Origin of the sequence: Planctomyces sp. SH-PL14 (assembly GCF_001610835.1) — a bacterium.
In the GTDB taxonomy this organism is placed as follows: domain Bacteria; phylum Planctomycetota; class Planctomycetia; order Planctomycetales; family Planctomycetaceae; genus Planctomyces_A.
Map to the genome: position 1 here is coordinate 1,727,037 of NZ_CP011270.1, position 22,673 is coordinate 1,749,709.

Annotated in this window: 16 protein-coding genes; 9 read left to right on the forward strand and 7 right to left on the reverse strand. The window is 65.6% G+C overall.

Annotated features, from left to right (window positions below):
- Position 1: 1 nt before the first annotated feature.
- The 5 genes from VT03_RS06790 (at position 2) to lepA (ending at position 9,311) form a co-directional block, all read left to right on the forward strand.
- Positions 2–2,929: a TlpA family protein disulfide reductase gene (locus VT03_RS06790; protein WP_075092297.1), complete on the forward strand. Its 2,928-nt coding sequence runs from the start codon at positions 2–4 to the stop codon at positions 2,927–2,929.
- Between the two features lie 432 nt (positions 2,930–3,361).
- Positions 3,362–4,963: a hypothetical protein gene (locus tag VT03_RS06795; RefSeq protein ID WP_075092298.1), complete on the forward strand. Its 1,602-nt coding sequence runs from the start codon at positions 3,362–3,364 to the stop codon at positions 4,961–4,963.
- A gap of 161 nt (positions 4,964–5,124) precedes the next feature.
- Positions 5,125–6,312, forward strand: a complete 1,188-nt coding sequence (locus VT03_RS06800) for an archaemetzincin (protein ID WP_075092299.1) — start codon at positions 5,125–5,127, stop codon at positions 6,310–6,312.
- Complete coding sequence (locus VT03_RS06805; protein WP_075092300.1) at positions 6,269–7,267, forward strand: S1C family serine protease; 999 nt, start codon at positions 6,269–6,271, stop codon at positions 7,265–7,267. The genes VT03_RS06800 and VT03_RS06805 overlap by 44 nt, the downstream gene beginning before the upstream one ends.
- Before the next feature lie 241 nt (positions 7,268–7,508).
- Positions 7,509–9,311: a translation elongation factor 4 gene (gene lepA / locus VT03_RS06810; protein WP_075092301.1), complete on the forward strand. Its 1,803-nt coding sequence runs from the start codon at positions 7,509–7,511 to the stop codon at positions 9,309–9,311.
- A gap of 472 nt (positions 9,312–9,783) precedes the next feature.
- Here the strand turns inward: lepA and VT03_RS06815 are convergent, their stop codons facing one another.
- Positions 9,784–11,280, reverse strand: coding sequence for a DUF1501 domain-containing protein (locus tag VT03_RS06815; RefSeq protein WP_075092302.1), 1,497 nt, complete (start codon positions 11,278–11,280; stop codon positions 9,784–9,786).
- 321 nt (positions 11,281–11,601) lie between these two features.
- On the opposite strand from VT03_RS06815, the gene gltX reads away from it, so the two are divergent.
- From gltX to VT03_RS06830, 3 genes are all read left to right on the forward strand, one after another.
- A complete protein-coding gene (gene gltX / locus VT03_RS06820) occupies positions 11,602–13,167 on the forward strand; it encodes a glutamate--tRNA ligase (RefSeq protein WP_075092303.1) in 1,566 nt (521 codons plus the stop codon).
- Between the two features lie 47 nt (positions 13,168–13,214).
- Complete coding sequence (locus tag VT03_RS06825; RefSeq protein ID WP_075092304.1) at positions 13,215–14,471, forward strand: 5'-3' exonuclease H3TH domain-containing protein; 1,257 nt, start codon at positions 13,215–13,217, stop codon at positions 14,469–14,471.
- A 378-nt stretch (positions 14,472–14,849) separates the two neighbouring features.
- A complete protein-coding gene (locus tag VT03_RS06830; protein ID WP_075092305.1) occupies positions 14,850–16,454 on the forward strand; it encodes a protein adenylyltransferase SelO in 1,605 nt (534 codons plus the stop codon).
- A 60-nt stretch (positions 16,455–16,514) separates the two neighbouring features.
- On the opposite strand, the gene VT03_RS06835 is transcribed toward VT03_RS06830, so the two are convergent.
- The 3 genes from VT03_RS06835 to VT03_RS06845 all read right to left on the reverse strand — a co-directional run bounded on the left by VT03_RS06835 (position 16,515) and on the right by VT03_RS06845 (position 17,581).
- Entirely contained in the window at positions 16,515–16,796 is a 282-nt protein-coding gene (locus VT03_RS06835; RefSeq protein ID WP_075092306.1) for a hypothetical protein, read from the reverse strand.
- 145 nt (positions 16,797–16,941) lie between these two features.
- Entirely contained in the window at positions 16,942–17,169 is a 228-nt protein-coding gene (locus VT03_RS06840; RefSeq protein ID WP_075092307.1) for a hypothetical protein, read from the reverse strand.
- A complete protein-coding gene (locus VT03_RS06845; RefSeq protein WP_075092308.1) occupies positions 17,162–17,581 on the reverse strand; it encodes a DUF6321 domain-containing protein in 420 nt (139 codons plus the stop codon). Before VT03_RS06845 ends, VT03_RS06840 begins: the two co-directional genes overlap by 8 nt.
- Positions 17,582–17,740: 159 nt before the next feature.
- On the opposite strand from VT03_RS06845, the gene VT03_RS06850 reads away from it, so the two are divergent.
- The gene (locus VT03_RS06850) at positions 17,741–19,597 is read left to right on the forward strand and encodes an ABC transporter ATP-binding protein (RefSeq protein ID WP_231870611.1); all 1,857 of its coding nucleotides are present in this window, start codon (positions 17,741–17,743) and stop codon (positions 19,595–19,597) included.
- Between the two features lie 164 nt (positions 19,598–19,761).
- Here VT03_RS06850 and VT03_RS06855 read toward each other — a convergent pair whose 3' ends face one another.
- From VT03_RS06855 to VT03_RS06865, 3 genes are read right to left on the reverse strand one after another with little or no spacing between them, the layout of a single operon-like run.
- The gene (locus VT03_RS06855; RefSeq protein ID WP_075092310.1) at positions 19,762–21,393 is read right to left on the reverse strand and encodes an ArnT family glycosyltransferase; all 1,632 of its coding nucleotides are present in this window, start codon (positions 21,391–21,393) and stop codon (positions 19,762–19,764) included.
- Between the two features lie 28 nt (positions 21,394–21,421).
- Positions 21,422–21,742, reverse strand: a complete 321-nt coding sequence (locus VT03_RS06860; protein WP_075092311.1) for a lipid-A-disaccharide synthase N-terminal domain-containing protein — start codon at positions 21,740–21,742, stop codon at positions 21,422–21,424.
- Positions 21,739–22,590, reverse strand: coding sequence for a glycosyltransferase family 2 protein (locus tag VT03_RS06865; protein ID WP_197489227.1), 852 nt, complete (start codon positions 22,588–22,590; stop codon positions 21,739–21,741). The genes VT03_RS06860 and VT03_RS06865 overlap by 4 nt, the downstream gene beginning before the upstream one ends.
- Positions 22,591–22,673: the final 83 nt, after the last annotated feature.

Sequence of the window (22,673 nt, forward strand, 5' to 3'; positions counted from 1 at the left end):
CATGACTTTGTCTCCCACTTTTCCATCCCTGGCCCGCTCCTGCCGGTGGCTCGTCGGCGCGGCGGTCCTCCTGGGAGGGCTCGCGCCGGCCCTGGCCGCTCCGCCTCCCGCTCCCGGGGCGAAGTCGGGAGTCATCAAGTTCACGAACGGCGGCTCGCTGCCGGGCGAGCTTCAGCCCACTTCCCCGGCGGGGACCGTCCACTGGCAGGGGAGAGACTTCGTCGGCCCGTTCGAGTTCGAAGCGGGCCAGATCGCGGGTATCCAGCTGCCTCCCGTTCCCGGCGCCGCGCGGGCCGGCGACTTCTGCGTGGAACTCGCCAGCGGCGACATCCTGTTCGGCAACCTCGTCCGTTTCGATGACAAGGAGATCGAGCTGGCCGTTCCGGAGGGGACTCCGTTCGTCGTCAACGTCCCGGCGGTCAAACGGCTGTACCGGATGGACGCCGACAACGGCGTCATCTTCCAGGGTCCGGCGGGGCTCGCCGGATGGTCGGAGTCCGGTCCCGAAGGGGGCTGGAGCGAAGACGGGCCGACGCTGATGTCGGTCAAGCACGGCGCCACACTGACCCGCGACATCTCCCTGCCGGAAGACGCGGCGATCGAGATCCAGCTCGGCTGGGAGAAGACTCCCGCCTTCATCCTGGCGCTCGGCATGGACCCCAACGCCAAGGCGGACCACCGGCAGCACGGCTTCCGGTTCGAGGTCTGGGACGGGGATCTCGTCGTCGTCCGGGAGAACGCCGACCGCGCGGACGCGGCCTTCATCCGGACGCTGACCAAGGAGACGCACGAGCTGCAGCTGACGGTCTACCTCAGCCAGGCCAAGGGGGAGCTGCAGGTCTACGGGCCGGACGGCAAGCGGCTGGCGGCGATCAAGGTCCCGCCGAAAGCGGCCGCAACGTATCCGGGGATCCGGCTGATCAACGTGGCGGGGGACATCCGCCTCGAGAACCTCCGCGTGACCCGGCTCAAGGGGGCGATTCTCGACCCGCTGTCGGACGGGAATTCCCGGCTGCGGAAGATCGACGGCACGACGCTCGACGGCCGTTTCGAAGGCCTCGATCCGGCGGCGAAGACGTTCCGCTTCGAAGCGGCGGGCCAGAAAACCGAAGTCCCGCTCACCGAGTTCTCGCTGGTTGAGTTCTCGACGAAGCCCAGCGACGACAAGCGCGAAGTGACGGTCTTCTGCCAGGAGGGTTCGCGGCACTCCGGTCACTTGGACAAGATTGACGCCGGCAAGGTGTGGATCGTCACGCCCGCCGTCCGCGATCCGATCGGCGTCCCGGTCGACCGGCTGCGGACGCTGGTGATGCATCCTAAGGAGGCGGATACCACCGCGAAGACTTCGGCGGGCCGCAAAGGCCGGCTGGAGTTCGACCGGCAGAAGATGTTCGGCTGGCTGATGCCGGGCAAAGCGGAGGGGGAAGGGACCTGTCTCGTCTGGCAGCCGGAAGGAAGCCGGAACGCGAGCGCCATCCGGACCGGCGTCGCCGGCAAGGTCGTCTTCCGCGATCCCCCGCCCCCCGCTCCGGTCTCGCAGAACCGGGTTCGCAACGAGCCGCAGGGCAACTTCACGAACATTTTCCTCAAGAACCTCTCCAAGGGGCCGGCTCCTAAGGCCTCCGCCAAGCGGCCGCAGACGCTGCATCTGATCTCCGGAGACACGATCCCCTGCACGGTCGCGTCGATCGACGAGGAAGGGCTGACGATCGAGACGCCGCTCGCCTCGGCCCAAGTCGTGCCGCACTCGCAGGTCAAGGCGCTCGAGCTCGTCGCCGGCGCACCCGCTCCCAGTCTCAAGGACGCCAAGCGGGACCGGCTCCTGACGATCCCCCGGCTACAGAAAGGGACGCCGCCGACGCATCTGCTCCACAGCCGGACGGGGGATTTCCTCCGCTGCCGGCTGATCGACATGACTGACACGCGGGTCCGCGTCGAGGTCCAGCTGACGGAGGTCGACATCCCGCGCGACCGGGTGTCGCAGATCATCTGGTTCCATCCGGAGCTCGATGCGGTCGAAGAGAAGGCCGCCGACAAGACGGAGGAGAAGGGGGAGGAGAAACCGGAAGAGACAAAGACGCCCGCTGACTCAGACGACGCGGCGGCGGGTGAAAAGAAGACTGACGAGACGAAGCCGGAAGGGCAGGCGCCGGACAAGGCGGCCGCTCCGGCGGCGATCGCTGCTCCTTCGTGGCCGCTGCAGATCCTGCGGCGGGACGGGAACCGCGTGACGTTCTTCCCAGAGTCCGTCGACGAGTCGAAGATCTACGGACGGAGCATCGTTCTCGGGGAATGCCGGTTCGAGATCGCCGATGCCGATCAGCTGATCTTCGGTCAGGCGGTCGAAGTCGCCGCTGCGACGCTGCCTTACCATCAGTGGAAGCTGCATCCGGCCGTCGAGCCGCTGGTCGCCCAGGACATGGGGGGCGGCGAGGATGGGCGGCCGGCGGGGACCGAATCGGCGCTGGTCGGCAAGCCAGCGCCGGACTTCCACCTGGACCTTCTGGCAGGGGGAAAGTTCAAGCTGTCGGAGTCCAAGGGGCAGATCGTCGTTCTGGACTTCTGGGCGACGTGGTGCGGACCGTGCATGCAGACGATGCCGCTGGTGGAAGAAGCGATGGCCAAGTTCGATCCGGCCCAGGTGCGGCTGGTGACGGTCAACCTGGAGGAGCCGGCGGCGAACGTGAAGGCGGTGCTGGAGCGGCACAAGATGAATGTGGCGGTCGCGATGGACCAGGATGGGGTCACGGCCCGCAAGTATGAGGCGAATGCGATCCCGCAGACGGTGATTATCGACCGGGAGGGGAAGATCCACCGGTTGTTCGTGGGTGGCGGGTCGGGGATGGTGGAGGAGTTGACGGCGACGCTGCATACGCTGCTGGGCACGGCGAAGAAGGTGGAGGATCCCGCCCCAGCAACGGGATCCTGATCCGGCTCAAACGACGTCCTCGCCGGCACGGCTCTGATAGCTCAAACCCAACGTGCCACGGCCACTGGGGTCAAGGGGACCTCGCCCCCTTGCCGCCGGAGGCGCTTCCATGAGGAACCGTGGGACACAACGGATGTCCGCTTTGGGGTACCGGCGATGAGGACTCCCTCAAAATAAGCCGCTGGCTTTGCAATCCCCGCGGGTTGGATAGGGGGCCATCCGGCACGTTGTCCGCGTTTGGACACTCAGTCCTTCAGACATCTCTCGACGGCCAGGCCTCCGGCGGGCAAAGGGGCGTTGCCCCTCTGCACTCCCCACCAGGGTGCCCCTGGACCCGGTTTTTCTTCCTCTTCATTTCACGCTTAAGCCGCGCCTTCCCATTCCCTATCCTGCCCCACGCCACGTAATTGCGTCCCAACGCCAGAGGATGACATGTTCGACCGGTCGCTCATGCAGCGGAAAGCCGACGTCCGCGGAATCTACCCCAACCAGATCAACGAAGAACTCGCCTGGTTCACCGGCCGCTGCCTCGTCCGAAGCGTCCGCGAACTCAGCGGCAACTCCCAACCCGTCATCCTCGTCGGTCGCGACGGCCGCCTCTCCTCACCCGCCATCTACGCCTCCCTCATCCAGGGAATCGCCTCCGAAGGAGGCCAGCCGGTCCCCTGCGGCCTCGCCACCACCGACATGATCCAGTGGGGACTCGGCGAAAAGCTCGAAGGCGCCATCGCCGGCGCCATGGTCACCGCCTCCCATAACCCCCCGGAATACAACGGCATCAAGATGCTGTTCCGGAACGACAAGACCGGCGGGCTCGACATCATCAGCCCCGCCGCCCACCTCGCCAAACACTTCGACAGCGACAAGGGCTCGGCCATCGCCCCGGCCAACACCTGCGCCCCGTTCCCCGCCAGCTCGAACCTCAAACTCCACGAGCGGTTCACCACCGCCGCCCTGGAACTCGCCCCGAACATCAAGAAGGCCAAGGGCAAAATCGTCCTCGACCCCGGCAACGGCGTCGGCGGCCTCTTCATCCCCCTCCTCCGGCAGGCCCTCAAAGCCGTCGGGGCCGAAGTCGAAGTCCTCGCCGTTGCGGAACAGATCGACGGCCGCTTCCCGACCCGCCCCTCGAACCCCGGCCTCCCGGGCGCGGTGAAACTCCTCCAGCAGAAAGTCCGCGAGAGCGGCGCCGCCTTCGGAGCCGCCTTCGACGGCGACGCCGACCGCGTGTTCCTCGTCGACGAATGGGGCACGTTCGTCTCCGGCTCCCTCCTCCTGGCGGCCCTCGCCCAGAGCGTGGTCAACAAGAAGAAGGGGGCGGTGAAGGATCCGGCGGTCGTCTACTCGGCGGTCTCCTCCTGGCTCGTCGTCGAGACGCTGCGGAAGGCGGGGGGCAAGCCGGTCATCTCCCGCGTCGGCCAGGACGCCGTCAAGGTGGCCCTGATCCAGACGGACGCCGTCTTCGGCGGAGAGTCGTCGGCCCACTACAACTTCCCGGACTCCTACTGCCTCGACTCCGGCCTGTTCTCGCTCATGACCTTCTGGGACATGCTCCTCGAGACCGGCCAGAGCTGCTCCGCTCTTCTCGGCTCGCTCTCGCCGTGGCCGGCCAGCGGCGAAGTGAATCTCCGCGTCGAATCCGGCGACTGGAAGGCGACGAGCAAGAAGGTCATCGACGCCCTGCTGGCCCAGTACGGTTCGGCCGATTCCGACGCTTACGTCCTGACGATCGACGGCGTCTCGGTCTTCTCGCCGAAGAGTCCCAAGTTCAAGGCGGTCGACGACATCTTCCAGATCGACAAGAAGAACGACCCGACGGGCGCCACCTACCGGATCGTGGCCGACGGCTACTCACCCGACTGGTGGTTCAGCGTCCGGGCCTCGAACAACGAGCCGCTCCTCCGCGTGAACGTCGAAGCCAAGAACGCCGCCGACGTCACCGGCCGCAGCTTCGGCCTCATCTCTTGGATCCGCGAGTTCGTGGCCGAGTCAGGCGGTAAGGTCCACGTCGAGGACTGGGGCAACCTCGGCTGAGCGGCGGACGTCTTGGGACGCTATGAACGCGGCGTCCGAGCGTGCCGCGTTCTCTCAATCGATGCCCCGCTGGAAAAGACTTCAAAGTCTGTTCGAGCTCGGAAGTCCTCCGGCGTAGTTGGGAACGGGAACTTTTCTCGTCCCTCCTCGGATGCCAGACGATGTCGGCCGCGAACCGGCGTATTCGGTGGGCGATCTTCGTGATCGCCGCATCTCTGATGGCGTTTGTGATCCGGTACTGGGGCCGGGAAGTCCCCCCGGAGACATGGACGCCTCCCGCGGCTGCCGAACTCGCCGAGGCTCTGGGGGCCACGAACGATCTCCCGGAGCGGGACCGTCGAGTCTTCGCCGATGCGGGACATGAGCTCAAACGCAGTCCGCTGCCGAACGACTGGCTGGCTCGTCGCATTGAGTTCGGGGAAACCTACCGATCATTCGCGACGTCCACCGTGGGATCGGTCGATCCGCGGCGGCGGAAGATCTATCTCCAGGCGCTCGGTCGGCTTGAGCCGGATCGTGACCGTCTGCTCGAACAGCTCGCCGAGTTCGGACGCAGGTTCTTTGCGATGGAGGCCGAGATCCAGCCGCCGCTCGAGTTGCCGCCGGGCCTGACGCGACGGACGCGGCCATCGACCGGCCGTGAGCAGACCCTGGCCTCCGACATCCTGAGCTGGCTCTCACAAGAGGTCCCGGAGGACGCCCAGTGCCGTGTCGGGATCACGGCGGCCGATCTCTACCCTGCACCGGACTGGAACTCGGTTTTCGGCCAGGCATCGCTCCGCGACCGGGTCGGAGTCGTCAGCCTTGCCCGCTTCCATCCGAGCTTCTTCGGAGACCCGCCCCGCCCGGGAGACGACCTGCTGTTCCTGCGGCGGACGTTCCATGTCTTCTCGCACGAGATCGGCCACACGTTCGGCCTGCCGCATTGCCCCTACTACGAATGTCTCATGAACGGGGCGAACAACCTCGGAGAACTCGACCGGCAGTCGCCACATCCCTGCCCGATCTGTCTGAGGAAGTTGATGCATGTGTCGCCGTTCGATCCGGTCGCTCGCTGTTCTTCGCTGGCCGACTTCTATGCCCGGGCCGGCTTGAAGGAAGAGGCCGAATGGCTGCGTCGCCGGGCCCGGTGGATCGAGAATGGTGATGGCGGCCGAGAGTTCGCGGCTGACGGACGGAGGGCTGCTCGCCATCGCGCCGCGGGCTCGTGCGTACAATTCCGCACACCTTCAGCACCAGCCGATGTCGCATCGGAATCCGCAACCGCAACGATCGCGACGCCGGCGACGAACCATGAGTCCGATCATGCCGTTTTCCTTTCAGAACCTCACCGGCGAGACATTTCCTGAAGCTGGCCCAGGGCATCCGCGGCGTCGCGACGAGTCTCCGAACGCCGAAGTCCTCGACGCCTACTCCCAGGCGGTCATCCACGTCGTGGAAAGTGTCTCCCCGTCCGTCATCAGCGTCCGCGGTCCCGCCGGGACGCGGGGCGGCGCCGGGTCGGGATTCCTGATCTCGCCGGACGGCCTGGCGATCACGAACAGCCATGTCGTTGACGGGCGGACCGAGCTGCTCGCCGAGACGACGGAGGGGGACCGCATCCCCGCCCGCGTCATCGGCGACGATCCCGCCACCGACACGGCCCTCATCCGGCTCGTCGCCCGGGATCTTCCGTACGCCAAGCTGGGCGATTCCAATGCCCTGCGAGTCGGCCAGCTCGTGATCGCCATGGGCAGCCCGCTCGGGCTGCAGTCGACGGTGTCGACCGGCGTCGTCAGCGCCCTGCGGCGGAGCATGCGGGCGCAGGATGGGCGGCTGATCGAAGACGTGATCCAGCACGCGGCCCCGATCAACCCCGGGAATTCCGGTGGGCCGCTCGTCGATTCCCGCAGCCAGGTGGTCGGGATCAACACCGCCATCATCGCCATGGCCCAGGGACTCGGATTTGCCGTCCCCTCGAACACCGCCGAATGGGTCACGGGCGAGTTTCTCGCTCACGGCCGGGTCCGGCGGCGGCAGCTCGGGGTCTCGGCGGGGGTCGTTCCGCTCTCCCGCTGGCACGTCCGGGAACTCGACCTCCTCGGCACCACCGGAGTCCAGGTCGGTCAGGTCGTCTCCGGCGGCCTGGCGCACCGCGTCGGGATCGAGCCGGAGGACATCATCGTGGCTCTCCACGACCGGGTCGTGGAGACGATCGACGACCTGCATCGGCTGCTGACCGCCATCCCGGCCCAGACCGCGTTCGAACTGACCGTGATCCGCGACGACCGCCTCGTTTCACTGAGCGTCCCCGCCGAGAGCTGAGCGGCCGGCCGGAAGCCCCCACGACTCAATCCTCGCAACTTCAGGCGGCAGCGGGGATTGAGAAAAGTGGCCGATCGAAAATCCTCCCACAGCAAAGTTCTCCGTTCCTCGTTATACTCCCGCCCCAGTTTTTCCTAAGGATCCCCCCGTCCGGGACTTGCCGCCGGCCGCGCCTCGTCGGCCCGCCCGCCAACACCTCCCGGCCCCCTGGCCTTCGGGCCTCCGCCTTTTCAGCCGCGTTATGGAAACGAAGTTCATCCGCAACTTCTCGATCGTCGCCCACATCGACCACGGGAAAAGCACCCTCGCGGACCAGCTCCTGCTGAAGTCGGGCGCGATCACGAAGCGCGAGTTCCAGAACCAGCTTCTCGACGACCTGGAGATCGAGCGCGAGCGGGGGATCACGATCAAGGCCCGCGCGGTGGCGATCAACTACACGCTCGACGGCCAGGAATACGAGATCAACTTCATCGATACCCCCGGCCACGTCGACTTCCAGTACGAAGTCTCGCGGAGCCTCGCGGCGTGCGAAGGAGCCCTCCTCGTCGTCGACGCCTTCCAGGGTGTCCAGGCCCAGACGGTGGCGAACGCCTACCTCGCCATCGAGAGCAACCTGGAAATCATCCCGGTCGTCAACAAGATCGACCTGCCGGTGACCCGTATCCCGGAAGTCCTCGATGAAGTCGAGACGGTCGTCGGTCTCGACGCCTCGACCGCCCTTCAGGTCAGCGCCAAGGCGGGAATCGGCATCGAGGAATGCTTCAAGGCGATCATCGAGCGGATTCCCGCCCCCAAGGGAGACCCCGATGGTCCCCTGCAGGCGCTCGTCTTCGACAGCAAGTACGACTATTACCGCGGCGTCGTGACGTACGTCAGGGTCAAGGAGGGGACGCTCCGGAAGGGGGACCGGATCAAGTTCATGAAGGGGAACTCGCTCTACGACGTCCTCGACATGGGCCAGTTCCGTCCCGACATGGTCCCCTGCGAATCGCTCGGCCCGGGGCAGGTCGGCTACGTCGTCACGGGGGTCAAGGAAGTCCGCCACATCCACGTCGGCGATACCGTGACGCATGCGCAGCGGCCGGCTGCGAAGGCGCTCCCCGGTTACAAAGAGCCGCAGCAGATGGTGTTCTGCGGCATGTACCCGATCGACGCCACCGACTTCGAGCATCTCCGCGACGAGCTCGAACGGATGAGCCTCAACGACGCGAGCTTCACGTTCGCCCCCGAGACGAGCGACGCGCTCGGCTTCGGTTTCCGCTGCGGCTTCCTCGGCATGCTCCACATGGAGGTGATCCAGCAGCGGCTGGAGCGCGAGGCGGAAGTCGACCTGATCCAGACGGCGCCGAACGTCACCTACGAGCTCGTCCTGGAGAATGGCGAAGTCAAGACGATCTCGAACCCGGTCGACGTGCCGGAATCCGGGTTCATCAAGGAGTTCCGCGAGCCGATCGCCAAGGTCCAGTTCATCGTCCCGTCGACCAGCATCGGCGCGATCATGCAGCTCTGCGAGGACCGCCGCGGGATCTACAAGACGACCGAGTTCCTCGGCCCCGAACGCGCGCAGATCATCTACGAGCTGCCGCTGGCGGAAATCATCTATGACATGCACGACAAGCTGAAGTCGGTCAGCCGCGGCTACGCGACGATGAACTACGAGGTCATCGGCTTCCGCGACGCCGACCTCGTGAAGCTCGACATCCTCGTGAAGGGGAACAAGGTCGAGGCCCTGGCGATGATCGTCCACCGTTCGACGGCCGACCGTCGCGGGCGGGCGGTCTGCAAGAAGCTCAAAGAGGAGATCAGCCGGCACCAGTTCGAGATCGCGATCCAGGCGGCGATTGGGGGGAAGATCATCGCTCGCGAGACGATCAGCGCGGTCCGCAAGAACGTGACCGCCAAGTGCTACGGCGGGGACATCAGCCGTAAGAAGAAGCTGCTGAACAAGCAGAAAGAGGGCAAGAAGCGGATGAAGCAGTTTGGGGAAGTCGAGATTCCTCAGAAGGCATTCCTGTCGGTGCTGGAAGCCCGCGGCGACGAGTAGCGGCTCAAGGTGGCACCAAGCCCACCAAGGGTCAGGAAGCCAACCGGCGCGTTCGCTCATTGGTGGTCGACATCACCGTCTCGCTGGACCGGGCAGGCAATGGCTCACCGGGTCCAGGGGCACCCTGGTGGGGAGTGCAGAGGGGCCACGCCCCTTTGCCCGCCGGAGGCCTGTCTCGTCTCGATCTTTCTGAAGGAGCGAGGGGCCAAACGCGGACAACGTGCCGGATGCCCCCTCACTTAATCCGCGGGGATTGCAAAGCGAGCAGTTTGGATTGAGGGAGTCCTCAACGCCGGTGCCACAAAGCGGTCGCCCGTTGTGTCCTACGGTTCCTCATGGAAGTGCCTCCGGCGGCAAGGGGGCGAGGCCCGCTTGACCCCAGTGGCCGTCGCACGTTGGGTTTGAGCTATCAAAGCCGTGCCGGCAAGAACGCGGCTCGAGCCAGCGCCTCCTACCCTCGCCCGCACGCCACTCAGGCGATCAGCTCCGGAATAATCTCGGCCGTCTCCGGAACAAGCGGAACTTCCTGACCATCCCGGTTCTTGAGGTGCGTCAGGAACGGGTCGATGCCGAGCAGGTGATACATCGTCGCCAGCATCGACTTGGGAGAGATCGGACGGTCGGTCACCTGGCCAGCGATCGAATCGGTCGCCCCGATCACCTTCCCGCGAGGCGTCCCCCCGCCGGCAAACACGGTCGAATAGGCCTGCGACCAGTGATCACGGCCCCCGCCGCGAACACCCGCGATCTTGGGAGTCCGACCATGCTCGCTCATCAGGACGACGAGCGTGTCATCCAAGAGGCCCCGTTCTTCCAAGTCGAGGATCAGTCCCGCGAACGCCTTGTCGAGCCCCGGACAAAGCTGGTCGTGCATCCGCGGGAAGTGCTGATCGTGCGTGTCCCAGGCGTCCCCCGCCAGGCCGTATTCATCCCAGAAGACCGAAACGAGCCGTGAGCCCGCTTCCACCATCCGGCGGGCGGCGAGACAGGACTGGCCGAAGAGCGTCATCCCGTAGCGATCGCGGATCGCATCGGACTCGTGCCGGACATCCAGGGCCTCGCGGACCTTGGGCGAGGCGACGATCGAGTACGCCATCTGCTGGAACGTCGAGAGCGACTGGCCGGGGAGGCTGCGGTCGAGATCGCGGCGGCCGTCATCGAACTGCGACAGGAGGCTCTTGCGGCGGTTCAGGCGGTCGAGCGTGACGTCCGGATTGGAATCGACCGCGGCCAGGCGGAAGTGCGAGTCGCGGCTGCAGCCGACGTATGGCTCCGGTCCATCGTAGGCGAAGCCCGTCCGGTCCTTATGGACGTTCACCGTCCCCTGGCCGAAGAACTCAGTCCAGACCGGCTGGAACGAGCCTTCGAGGAACGCGCCGTACGGCCCCGCGCGGAACGGCTGGTCGGTCCGCTTGCTGCTGAAGGGAAAGGGAAGGGCCACGTTCTGGACGAACTCGTGCGGCTGCCCGCCCCGTCGCTGCCGGTCGACGTATTCGACGCAGGAGCCGAAGTAGGGGTGGTGCCGCTCGTCGCGAGGGTTGAGCTCCATCCCGACATCGACGAATCCCGTTCCGGTCATGGCGTAGGCGACGCCGTGGATCGGGTAGGGGTGGGTGCAGGAGCGGATGACCGAGCAGCGGTCCATCACGCGGGCCATGTTCGGCAGCAGCTCCGAGACGTCGAGGCCGGGGAGGGACGACGCGATCGGCTTGATCGTCCCTTTGACTTCGGCCGGGGCGTCCGGCTTCATGTCGAACGTTTCGAGCTGGCTCGGCGACCCGTAGAGAAACAGGACAATGCAGTTCTTGGCCTTACCGAAGCCCGGCCGGAGTTCGGAATGGGCGTGGGCGTTCTGCGAGAGCAACTGCGGCAGCGAGAGTCCGGCGAGCGACGCCCCGCCGATCTGGAGGAGATCGCGGCGCGTAACGCCATCACAGAGCTTTTTGGGGGATCCGAGAACGCGAAACATCTTTCACTCCGCAAGTTCTCGAGCGCGCAGGGAACTGATCCATAAGAGTTTATTCGTCCCGTGAGGATTGCTCAATGAGAAAGAACCTGGGATTCGCCGCGGTTTTCGGTGTGGAATCCGCGGAACCGTCAGCCCGGCGGCGAAGCTGCATCGTGATTTGCCGTCAGGAGTTCGGCATTCGCGAGACGATCCGGATCCGCACGAGACGTGTCCTGTCGACGGAATGGCATCGGCCCGGTGGAAGTTCCGCGGCGGCGTGGCATTTCCGGAACCGGGTCGGGACAATCGGCCCCTTTCGTCACCGTGACCTCGCCGCCTGCCATGACTGTCCGCACCCGCTTCGCCCCGTCCCCCACCGGCTACATGCACATCGGCGGCATGCGGACGGCCCTCTTCAACTGGCTGTGGGCCAAACGGAACGGCGGCAAGTTCATCCTCCGGATCGATGACACCGACCAGCTCCGCAACCGCGAAGAGGCCCTCGGTCCGATCCTGAACGCCTTCAAGTGGTTGGGGCTCCCCTGGGACGAAGGTCCGGAGATCGGCGGTCCGCACGCCCCGTACTATCAGTCCCAGCGCGGCGGGCGATATCGTGAGATGGCCGAGGCTCTTCTCCGGTCCGGCCACGCCTACAAGGACTTCGAGACGGCGGAGCAGACCAAGGCGGACCGGGAAGCGGCGGAGAAGGAAAAGCGGCCCTATCTCAGCAGCCGCAAGTCGCTCGAAATGTCGGACACCGAGCGGCAGGAGGCGGAAGCGAGCGGAAAGCCGTTCGTCGTCCGTCTGCTGGTTCCCCGCGGCGAAAAAGTCCGGCTTCGCGACCAGATCCGGGGCGATGTCGAGTGGGACGGCGGCCTGATGCCCGACCCGGTCATCCAGCGGGGGGACGGCTCGGCCCTCTACAACTTCGCAACGGTCATCGACGACATCGACTTCGAGATCACGCACGTGATCCGTTCGGAGGAGCACCTCACCAACACCGCCATCCAGGTCCTCGTCTATCAGGCCCTCGGCAAGGCGGTGCCGGAGTTTGCCCACATTCCGTTCGTGGCCGCACCGTCCAGCACGCAGAAGCTCAGTAAGCGGAAGATCGGCGAGTACCGGAAGAACCCGCAGTTCAAGAAGCTGTTCGAGATGGGGGACGCCGTCCTCCCGAAACTCGGCCTCGCTTCGAACGACGCCCTCAGCCCGGTGATGGTTGAGTTCTACGAGAAGATGGGGTTCCTTCCCGAGGCGGTCCTCAACGCACTGGCCCGGCTCGGCTGGTCGCTCGACGACAAGACCGAGTTCATGGACCTCGACTTCATCGTCCAGAATTTTTCGCTCGACCGCGTCGTGAAGGGACCGGCCGGCCTCGATCCCGACAAGCTCCTCGCCTACCAGGAGCACTGGATGGGGAAGAAGACCCTCGACGAGAAGCTCGCGCTGTGTCTGCCGTTCCTCATCAAGGCGGGATCTGTTCCCGCCACGCCGGACGAGACGCAGACGGCGTTCGTCCGCCGCCTGATTCAGGCTCTCGAGTCCCGGATCAAGCTCGCCAGCGACATCCTGCTTTACGACGAGTTCTTCGTCGCCGACGAGGCGATGACCTACGACGAGAAGGCCTTCGGCAAGCGGATCAAGGACGCTCCGGAGTCGATCGAACTGTTGCGGGCGTTCCGCGGCGAACTCGAACGGGCGCCGGACTTCACCGCCGCGGCACTCGATCGCCTCCTGCACGAGTGGCTCGCAGCCCGCGGGGCTCAGGTCGGTCAGATCATCCACGCTCTACGGATTGCCGTGAGCGGCAAGCCGGCGGGGCCGGGGATGTTCGATACCCTGGAACTCGTCGGCCGCGAACGGTGCCTCGCGCGGATTGACCGGACGTTGGCGAAGGCTGGAGCATAGCTTCAGCCGGATGAGTCTCTGATCGTTCACCACAGCCTGGGACGCCGATGTCCGACACCCTTTATCTCGTCGACACCTTCTCGCTCCTGTTCCAGGTGTTCTACGCCATCCGGCAGCCGATGACCGGGACGCGGGGGCAGCCGACGAACGCCGTCTATGGCTTCACCGGGGATATCGAGCACCTCGTCAAGGAGAAGAAGCCGTCGCACCTGATCTTCGCAATGGAGTCCCCGGAGCCCGGCGAGCGGCTCAACATCTTCGCCGAGTACAAGGCCAATCGGGACGAAATGCCGAACGACCTGCGGCCGCAGGTCGGGATGATTCTGGAGTTGCTCGAAGCGTACCGGATCCCGGTGGTCTCGTACCCGGGCTGGGAAGCGGACGACGTCATTGCCACGCTCAGCCGCCGGGCGGTGCGGGACGGGCTGGAGGTCCGGATCGTTTCGAACGACAAGGATGCCCGGCAGCTCCTCTGCCCCAAGTGCAAGATCTACAGCATCCGCAAGCGGCAGTTCTATCAGGAGCCGGAGCTCCTTGAAGACTGGGGGATTCGCCCCGAGCAGGTGATCGACTTCCAGTCGCTCGTGGGTGACGCGGTCGACAATGTTCCCGGGGTTCCGGGTGTTGGCCCCAAGACCGCCTCGACGCTCCTGCAGGAGTACGGAACGCTCGAAGGGGTTCTCGACAACGCGGACAGGGTGAAGGGGAAGAAGGTCTCGGAGAACCTCAAGGCGTTCCGGGACGTGGCCCTTCGCAGCCGGGAGCTGGTCACGCTGCGACAGGACCTGCCGATCGAGATCGACTGGGAGCTGGCTCGGCTGCGGGAGCCGGACTATGAGTCGCTGGTTCGGCTGTTCACGGACTATGGGTTCCGCCGTTACGCGACCGATGCGCAGGTGAAGTACCAGGAGGCCCGGGTTCAGGCTCCGTCGACGGTCGAGCGGACTTGGACGACGATCCGGACGCCCGAGGCCTTCGAGGCGTTTCTGGTGGAGCTTCGTCAGCAGCCGAAGTTCTGTCTGGATCTGGAGACGTCGAACGTGAATCCGCTGGAGGCCGACATCGTGGGGTGGGCCATCAGTTGGACACCGAATCACGGGTACTACATCGCCGTCGATGGTCCCGCGGGCGAGGAGTTCCTGGATCGAGACGGGGTGTTGGCGGCGATGAAGCCGATTCTGGAAGGGGCGGATCTGTCGGGGGCTGTCGCTCCCGTGTCTCCGGTTGTGAGGAAGGCTCCAGCGCCCGTTGCCAGGCCGGAAAACGGGGACAGTGCAAAGACCCAGGGGCGTCTCTTCGGCTGAAGCGGGCCAAAGAACCGGGTCCAGGGGCTACCCTGGTGGGGAGTGCAGAGGGGCAACGCCCCTTTGCCCGCCGGAGGCCGTCTCGTCGAGAGATGTCTGAAGGAGTGAGTGTCCAAGCGCGGACAAAGTGTCGTATGCCCCCTCACCAACCCGCGGGGATTGCAAAGCCAGCGGTGTGATGTGGGGGAGTCCTCAACGCTGGTACCACAAAAGGGACATCCGTTGTGTCCCACGGTTCCTCATGGAAGTGCCTCCGGCGGCAAGGGGGTTGCCCCCCCTTGACCCCCAGCGGCCGTGGCACGTTGGGTTTGAGCAATCGCGCTGTGCCGGCGAGAGCGATCTTTGCGCATTCGCGTGAACTGCCCCTACAATGTCCGCATGACTTCCGACAACCTCGACTCACTCCACTTCGACAACCGCTTCACGCGCGACCTCCCCGCCGATCCCGTCACCACCAACCACACACGCCAAGTCCACCGCGCCTGCTTCTCCCGCGTCCAACCCACCCAGGTCGCCGCCCCCCAACTCGTCGCCTTCTCCCGCGAAATGGCCGAGCGAATCGGCCTCTCCGAACAAGCCGCCCGCTCCCCCGAATTCGCCCAGGTCTTCGCCGGAAACCGCCTCCTCCCCGGCATGGACCCGTTCGCCATGTGCTACGGCGGACACCAGTTCGGAAACTGGGCCGGCCAGCTCGGCGACGGCCGCGCCATCAACCTCGGCGACGTCCTGACCAGCGGCGGAGAACACTGGACCCTCCAGCTCAAAGGAGCCGGAAAAACTCCCTACTCCCGCCACGCCGACGGCCTCGCCGTCCTCCGTTCCTCCGTCCGCGAGTTCCTCTGCAGCGAGGCGATGCACCACCTCGGCGTCCCGACGACACGGGCCCTGAGCCTCGTCCTGACCGGCGAGAAGGTCATGCGGGACATGTTCTACGACGGCAACCCGCAGTGGGAGCCGGGGGCCATCGTCTGCCGCATGTCACCCTCCTTCACCCGCTTCGGAAACTTCCAGATCTTTGCCGCCCGCAAGGACGTCGAGACGCTGCGGCAACTCGTGGACTTCACGATCCGCACGGACTTTCCGCACCTCGGCGATCCCTCGTCCCCCGCCGTCCTCGCCGCCTGGTTCGAGGAAATCTGCCGCACGACGGTCGACATGATCCTGCACTGGATGCGGGTCGGCTTCGTCCATGGCGTCATGAACACCGACAACATGTCGATCCTCGGCCTGACGATCGACTACGGCCCCTACGGCTGGCTGGAAGACTTCGACCCCGGCTGGACCCCCAACACGACGGACGCTCAGGGCCGGCGGTACTGCTTTGGCAATCAGCCGCAGATCGCCCTGTGGAATCTCTCGCAGCTCGGCAACGCCCTCGTCCCGATCTTCGGCGATCCCGAACCGCTGAACCGGGGCCTGGAGCTCTACAGCCGGCGGTTCAATGAAGGCTGGCGGACCCTCTCCGCGCAGAAGCTCGGACTCAGGGAGTACGTCCCCGAGACCGACCTCGACCTGACGAACGATCTCCACGAGCTCCTGCCGCTCGTCGAGACCGACATGACGATCTTCTACCGGCGACTTGCCGACCTGCCGATGCTCAGCGACGCCTCCCAAACCGAAGACACGCTCTTCGCCGGCCTCGCGGACGCCTACTACGTCCCCGACCAGCTCACGCCGGAATACCGACAGCGCATGACGGCATGGCTGGGCCAGTACCGCGCTCGGCTCCAACAGCAAGGCGAGTTGGACGCCGCCCGGCGCGAGCGGATGAACCGCGTGAACCCGAAGTACGTCCTCCGGAACTACCTCGCCCAGCTCGCGATCGACAAAGCGGAGCAGGGAGACTTTTCGCTTGTCGAAGAACTGCTGGAAGTCCTCCGCCGTCCCTACGACGAGCAGCCGGAGAAGGAACGCTTTGCAGAGAAACGTCCAGACTGGGCTCGATCCCGCGCCGGCTGCTCGATGCTCTCCTGCAGCTCGTGAGATCGTCTGCGTGGCCAGCGGCCGAAATGGTAACGAGTGAACAGGTACGCGCCCGCGCTGTCATTTAAGTCCCCCTATGGGGACTCTCGCTTCCAAATCTTTGCGGCGGACGATTTCTCCAGTGGGGGCTTGCTCCACTATGAGAAACCAGGAGTCGATGGCCGTGACTCCAAACTGGACGATCCGTTCGACTTGCCGCCGTTCATCGAGATTCATCAGCCCGATCGAGACTGTCGACTCATCGCCGTACTCCGCCAGGACGATTCCCAGGATTTCTCCGATATCGAGTCTTTGCAGCGCTCGCCCGCTATGAACCCTGACGGCAATTCTGGTTGCAAACATTCAATGGCTCTGTGCTCAGATATGTTGCGGCAGGGCGAGTGGCTGCCATAGTGGTGACTACCCGAAGTTGAGCCGCAACCGACCAGCCCGCTGGCAGCGGCTCCCGACCTAGATCGCCTCTCCATCGTGGTGCCACAAGTCGATCTTACTTTTTTGGCCAGCCTTTTTGCATCTCCTTATAGGCCTCGTCGGAGATCGTCGACTTGGCTTTGCTGCGGGACTTCCCCGCCTTCTTGCGGCGGTTGATGTTCCCCACGAGCGAGTTCTTCGCGCCGCTCTTCGTCTTGCCGCCGGTTCGCTTGGCCGCCTTCTTTCGGCTTGAATTGGCCGCCACTTTCTTCTTGGAAGTCCGACTGGCTGCTTTCTTAGCCATGGGAGGATCCCTTCGAGCGGGACGACGATGCTTTCTCCTGCGTCCGCGCGTAGCGTTCGAGAAGCCGCTTTCCCTTCGCGGCGAGTTTCTTCGCATCCTCCATCGTCTTCGGAACCGGTTCGTCCCAGGCGTGGGCCGACAGTGCGAGCTGCGTCGGTTCGCCGTTCTCGTCCTTCATCGGGCCGCGAGGATTCGCGAAGTGGCGACGGAGGAATGACCCCTTCCGGCGCATCTTCTCGGGCGTGTCCGCGGGACCTTTCACCCCGGGCCGCAGATGAGCCCCTTCCTTTCGACGAAACGCTTTCCGCCCCGCCGCGGTCAGCCCTCCCTTGGGATCCTTCTCCGGTTCCTTGCGTGTCAGGGAACGGGACGACCGAGGCTTGGTTCCCGTCGGTTTGCTTTTCGATGGCATGGCGTCGCTTCCGCTGAGGTCGAATGGTCTCACGAAGGGTCAGCAATCCCGGTGCCCGAGATGTGATTGGCGTCTTCGGCGAACGTCCTCCTTGATTCCACCGGTTTCCAGCCCCCTCATCCCGTGTCCGCAGCCGGGTCCCTAGCCCCGGATTCCTCGTTGCCACTACAACATCGGATTCCCGCCCCGCCCGCCTCCGCACGGATGTCCGAAGCCTCCCACCTCCAGCGATCGATCACCCGGCATATCGAACGGGAAGAGGACGCCCGTCAGCGGCCCCTCGATTTCCGCCTCATTGCCCGGCTGCTCCAGTACACCCGCCCCTACCGCAAGCTGCGGTTCTGGCTGTTCGTCACGGTCCTCCTCCGCTCGATCCAGCTCCCCGCCCTCACCTGGGCGCTGGCGGCTGTCATCAACGGGCCGATCGACCGGGGGGACGTCACCGGCATCACCTGGGGGGCGATCGGTTTCGCGCTGCTCGCGCTGTCGACGCAGTTCGTCATGCACTACCGCCAGCGGCTGGCGCTGGAACTGGGGGAGGAGGTCGTCAACGACCTCCGCAACGCCCTCTTCACGCACATCCAGCGGATGCCGATGCGGTGGTTCCACAAGACCCGTGTGGGCCGCGTCATCAGCCGCATGACCTCCGACATCGAAGACGTCCGGATCGGCGTCCAGGAGGTCCTGTTCGTCAGCCTCGTCCAGCTCGGCCAGATGCTCATCGCCTCGGCCGCGATGCTCTGGTACGACTGGTCGCTGTTCCTGATCGTCCTGGGGCTCGCCCCGGTCATCATCCTCACGAACCACTACTTCCACAGCAAACTGAGCGTCGCCCTCCGCAACATGCGGGAATCCTTCAGCCGCGTCACCGCGACGCTGGCCGAATCGGTCCTCGGAATCCGCGTCACGCAGGGCTTCGTCCGGCAGGAAGAGAACGCCCGGATCTTCGCCGAACTGGCGGAAGACCACTCGCGGTTCAACACCGTGGTCCTCAAGACCCACGGCCTCTTCATCCCGCTCCTCGAGCTCAACAGCCAGCTGTTCCTGGCGATCCTGCTTCTCGTGGGCGGCTGGCGGGTCCTGAGCTCCGAGCCAACGACCAGCGTGGGAGACCTCGTCGGGTTCTTCTTCATGGCGAACCTGTTCTTCTCTCCCGTCTCGGTCCTCGGCAACCAGTACAACCAGGCGATGACCGCCATGGCCGGGGCCGAACGGCTCTTCGGCCTCCTCGATACACCGCCCGAATGGGTCGATCCGCCCGACGCCATCGTCCCCGCCGACCTGCACGGCCATGTCGAGTTTCGCAACGTCGACTTCGCCTACGACCCCGGCCGGCTGGTCCTCAAGCAGGTCAACTTCACGGTGACGCCCGGCCAGACCGTGGCCCTCGTCGGGAAGACCGGCAGCGGCAAGTCCTCGATCATCAACCTCCTCTCCAAGTTCTACCTCCCGACCGCCGGCGAGGTCCTGATCGACGGCATCGAGATCCGACGTCTCCAGGGCGAAGCCCTCCATCACCGGATGGGGATGGTCCTCCAGCAGAACTTTTTGTTCTTCGGGACGGTGGCGGACAACATCCGCGTCGGCAAACCGGACGCGACCGAAGCCGAAATCCACGACGTCCTGAAGCGACTCGACTGCGAGGACCTCGTCGAGGACCTGCCGCAGGGGATCCACACGACGGTGGGCGAGCGGGGCGTGACGATTTCAGTCGGCCAGCGACAGCTCATCTGTTTCGCCCGGGCCCTGATCGCCGATCCGCGAATTCTGATTCTCGACGAAGCGACGAGCAGCATCGACAGCCATACCGAAATGCGGCTCCAGAAAGCCCTCGCGATCCTGCTCTCCGGCCGGACGAGCTTCGTCGTCGCCCACCGCCTCAGCACCATCCGCCACGCGGACCTCGTCCTCGTCCTCGACCACGGCGAAATCATCGAACGGGGCCGGCACCGGGAACTGGTCCAGGCAGGCGGCGTCTACGCCGGGCTCTACCGACGCTTCGTGCAGAGCCACTGAGTACAGGGGACGCCGGGAAGAAGATTAAACACCAAGACGCAAAGGAGGCACCAAGAACACCAAGGTGTGACGAAGTGTCTGCGACTCTTTGTGGCCTTTGTGGCTTCTTGGTGACTTGGTGTTTAACCACACAGCTCACTTTTCTCTGACGAGGTTCTGTCGCCTCAAAAGCAATCGCTTTGCTCTCGCGCGCTGGCCATCCGACATGCGCCGACCCATTCGATCGTCATGTCGCGGCGGTAGCGGTGGAGGACTTCGGCGGTCTCGAGGCCGGGATCGTTCCGCGCCGCGGCGGCCCGGATCACGACTCCTTCGGGGTGCTGCGACTGCCATCGCGCGAGCTCGTCCCGGCTCCGGAGTTCCGTGATCGGCGCGGTCAGCCGGCCGGCGAAGTGGAGTTCGCCGTGGTACTCCTGCTCGTGGGCCACGGGGACGCCCGCTTGCTGCAGCTCCGCGACGTGGCGGGCGATCGGATCGATGTGGAAGTCGGCGAGCAGGCCGGACCGAAGTCCGAAGAGCATCAGGACACTGTTGAGGACGGCGAAGCTCGCGATCTGCCGGGCCCGCCGGGCGGGCGGGAGCGGCGGTCCCCACAGGATCCACAGGCCGCCGAGCGCGATCGGCAGGCCGCACCACGGGCTGCAGAGTTCGGGGGCTGAGACTTTCGCAGGAAGAAAGCCGAGCAGTGGGCGAATGATGAGCAGCCCGCCCCAGACCGCGGTCGCCGTGCCGATGGCCGGGGCATTCAGCAGATGGGCGGCGGAGCGTTTGCGGCTGACGACGAACGCCAGCAGGAGGGCGAGCGCCGGGAGTTCGGGGACGAAGTAGTGAATCTGCTTTCCGCTGATGAGCGAGAAGACCACCAGCGGGACCAGCAGCCAGATGAGGCACAGGCGGACGCCGCGATCGGCTGTCTGCATCGGGATCGTTCGCCACGCCCGCCAGGCGAACGCCCACGGCAGGGCGAAGAACGGCAGAAGCGGCACATACCACCACACCGGTCGGGCGTGGGCGAAGGATCGTTCGAGGCGTCCCGCGGTCTGCCCCCACAGGATGGCATCGGCATACTCCGGCCCGCCGGCCGCCGCCGCCGGGATGGCCCAGCCCAGAGCGAAGATGGTCCCTCCGGACACGACGAGAAGAATCGCTCCATACCAGCGGAGCCATTGGTTCCCGGACCGAGGCGCGGCCCACAGCGGAGCCAGGAGGGCCGCCGGGAGCGTGTGGAGCAGGCAGACCGGTCCCTTGGCCAGGAGACCGCCGCCGACCGCCACCGCCATCACGACGTATCCGATGCGGTCCCCCACGCTCGCCCGCAGGAGGCCGAGCAGGAACGAGAGTGTCGCCACCGTCAGCAGCGTGTCGAACATCGTCATCGACACGAACAGCAGCCAGAGCGTTGACGTCGCCAGGACCAGCGGCGCGATGCCCGCGGCCACTGGGAACTCGGGCCAGAGTCGCCGGGCGATCCGGGAGGTGAGGACGAGGGAAAGAATTCCCGCCAGGGGAGCGACGAGTCGGGCAGACCACTCGTGGACGCCGGTAACGGCCCAGATCGCGTTGATGAGCCAGAACAGGAGCGGCGGCTTGTGGCTGTAGGTCTCGCCGTTGAGATGCGGAACGAGATAGTCGCCGGAGGCGTGCATGTCCCAGGCGACCGCGAGATACCGCGTCTCGTCAATCGGGAGGAGCGGACGGCAGATCAGATGCGCGGCCACGAGCGCGAGCGAGAGAGCGACGGCGGTCCAGAGCCCCGTCCGTCCCACGTCGCTCCAGGCCGGGAGGACGCGCGACACGGACCATTTAGAAGCCTGGGGGTTCCGCTCACCCCGGCGAGGGTTCGGGAGAGCCGACGGGGCAGGAAGCGTGGGAGCCGGATCGTTCGGCCTGCTCGGCGCGGATGAGCTGGAGATTTCGGGCATAGATCAAGAGTCCGGATGCCTGACCGGCGATGAAGACGGGATCGCGACGATGAACGGCATACGCCAGGAGGCTGACCCCGCCCCCGATGCTGAGATACCAGAACGCGATCGGAAAGACGCTTTTCTTTGCGGATTCGCTCGACAGCCACTGGACCAGGAACCGGGCGCTGAATACGAACTGTCCGCCGAACCCGATCGCCATCCAGATCTGGTCGTTCGTCATGGCCGCTCCCCTCCGACGGCGGCGGGTTCCGACCGCGAGAACGACCGAGCCATCGCGCGAGGAGACATCGCTCCGCGGCCCAGTTCCGGCATCGGCCGGGAGTCGACCGGGGAGGGACCGGGCCGATGGCAACGTTCCGTGACGCGCGGCACGCGCGACCGACGGATCAGCCACAGCATTCCTGCCAGATCGATGACGCCGGCCGTCAACCGGCTGAAAGTGCCGTAGTGGCTCCGTCCCTGGAGTCGCGGCCGATGCCGGACTTCGACCGAGAGCACTCCCGAACCGGCCCGCCGGAAGAGCGCGGGGAGGAACCGGTGCATGTGATGAAAGGCCGGGAGCTCCAGAAACGCGTCACGGAAGAAGACCTTGATTCCGCATCCGCTGTCGGGCGTGTTGTCGCCGAGGATGCGGCCGCGAATGGAGTTGGCGACGCGGCTGCAGACCTTCCGCCAGAGACTGTCCTGTCGCCGCCGCCGATGCCCGATCACCAGATGAACGTTCGCGTCCCGCGCGGCGGTCTCCAGGATCGACCACAGCCGCGGGAGGTCTCGCGGGTCATTCTGTCCGTCGCCGTCGAGCGTGGCGACCACGTCGGCCCGGGCCGCTTTGACGCCCGACCGGACCGCCAGACTCTGGCCGCAGGGGTGGGCATGGGTCAGCACCCGCAGCATCGGATGAGTGTTTTGAAGCGTCTCCAGAGCGGCCGCGGTTCCGTCCGTGCTCCCATCGTCCACGACGACGATCTCGAACTCGCACCATCCGTCGAGGACGCCAACGACCTCAGCGACGAGCGATTCGATATTCCCCGCCTCGTTCTGAGCGGGAATGACGACGGAAACGTCCACGCGGCCTCCTGCCACCGGTCCCGCCTCGACGGGGCCCATTGGCGGGCCTCGACTCAGATCGGGCGAGGCGGGAGTTTCCTTTC

What these genes read in the sequence shown, in the direction of transcription:
- VT03_RS06845 (WP_075092308.1), bottom strand. Translation starts at nt 17,581, where the DNA reads ATGCCATCGAAAAGCAAACCGACGGGAACCAAGCCTCGGTCGTCCCGT.
- VT03_RS06830 (WP_075092305.1), top strand. Translation starts at nt 14,850, where the DNA reads ATGACTTCCGACAACCTCGACTCACTCCACTTCGACAACCGCTTCACG.
- VT03_RS06835 (WP_075092306.1), bottom strand. Translation starts at nt 16,796, where the DNA reads ATGTTTGCAACCAGAATTGCCGTCAGGGTTCATAGCGGGCGAGCGCTG.
- gltX (WP_075092303.1), top strand. Translation starts at nt 11,602, where the DNA reads ATGACTGTCCGCACCCGCTTCGCCCCGTCCCCCACCGGCTACATGCAC.
- VT03_RS06790 (WP_075092297.1), top strand. Translation starts at nt 2, where the DNA reads ATGACTTTGTCTCCCACTTTTCCATCCCTGGCCCGCTCCTGCCGGTGG.
- VT03_RS06840 (WP_075092307.1), bottom strand. Translation starts at nt 17,169, where the DNA reads ATGGCTAAGAAAGCAGCCAGTCGGACTTCCAAGAAGAAAGTGGCGGCC.
- lepA (WP_075092301.1), top strand. Translation starts at nt 7,509, where the DNA reads ATGGAAACGAAGTTCATCCGCAACTTCTCGATCGTCGCCCACATCGAC.
- VT03_RS06805 (WP_075092300.1), top strand. Translation starts at nt 6,269, where the DNA reads ATGCCGTTTTCCTTTCAGAACCTCACCGGCGAGACATTTCCTGAAGCT.
- VT03_RS06800 (WP_075092299.1), top strand. Translation starts at nt 5,125, where the DNA reads ATGTCGGCCGCGAACCGGCGTATTCGGTGGGCGATCTTCGTGATCGCC.
- VT03_RS06795 (WP_075092298.1), top strand. Translation starts at nt 3,362, where the DNA reads ATGTTCGACCGGTCGCTCATGCAGCGGAAAGCCGACGTCCGCGGAATC.
- VT03_RS06815 (WP_075092302.1), bottom strand. Translation starts at nt 11,280, where the DNA reads ATGTTTCGCGTTCTCGGATCCCCCAAAAAGCTCTGTGATGGCGTTACG.
- VT03_RS06860 (WP_075092311.1), bottom strand. Translation starts at nt 21,742, where the DNA reads ATGACGAACGACCAGATCTGGATGGCGATCGGGTTCGGCGGACAGTTC.
- VT03_RS06825 (WP_075092304.1), top strand. Translation starts at nt 13,215, where the DNA reads ATGTCCGACACCCTTTATCTCGTCGACACCTTCTCGCTCCTGTTCCAG.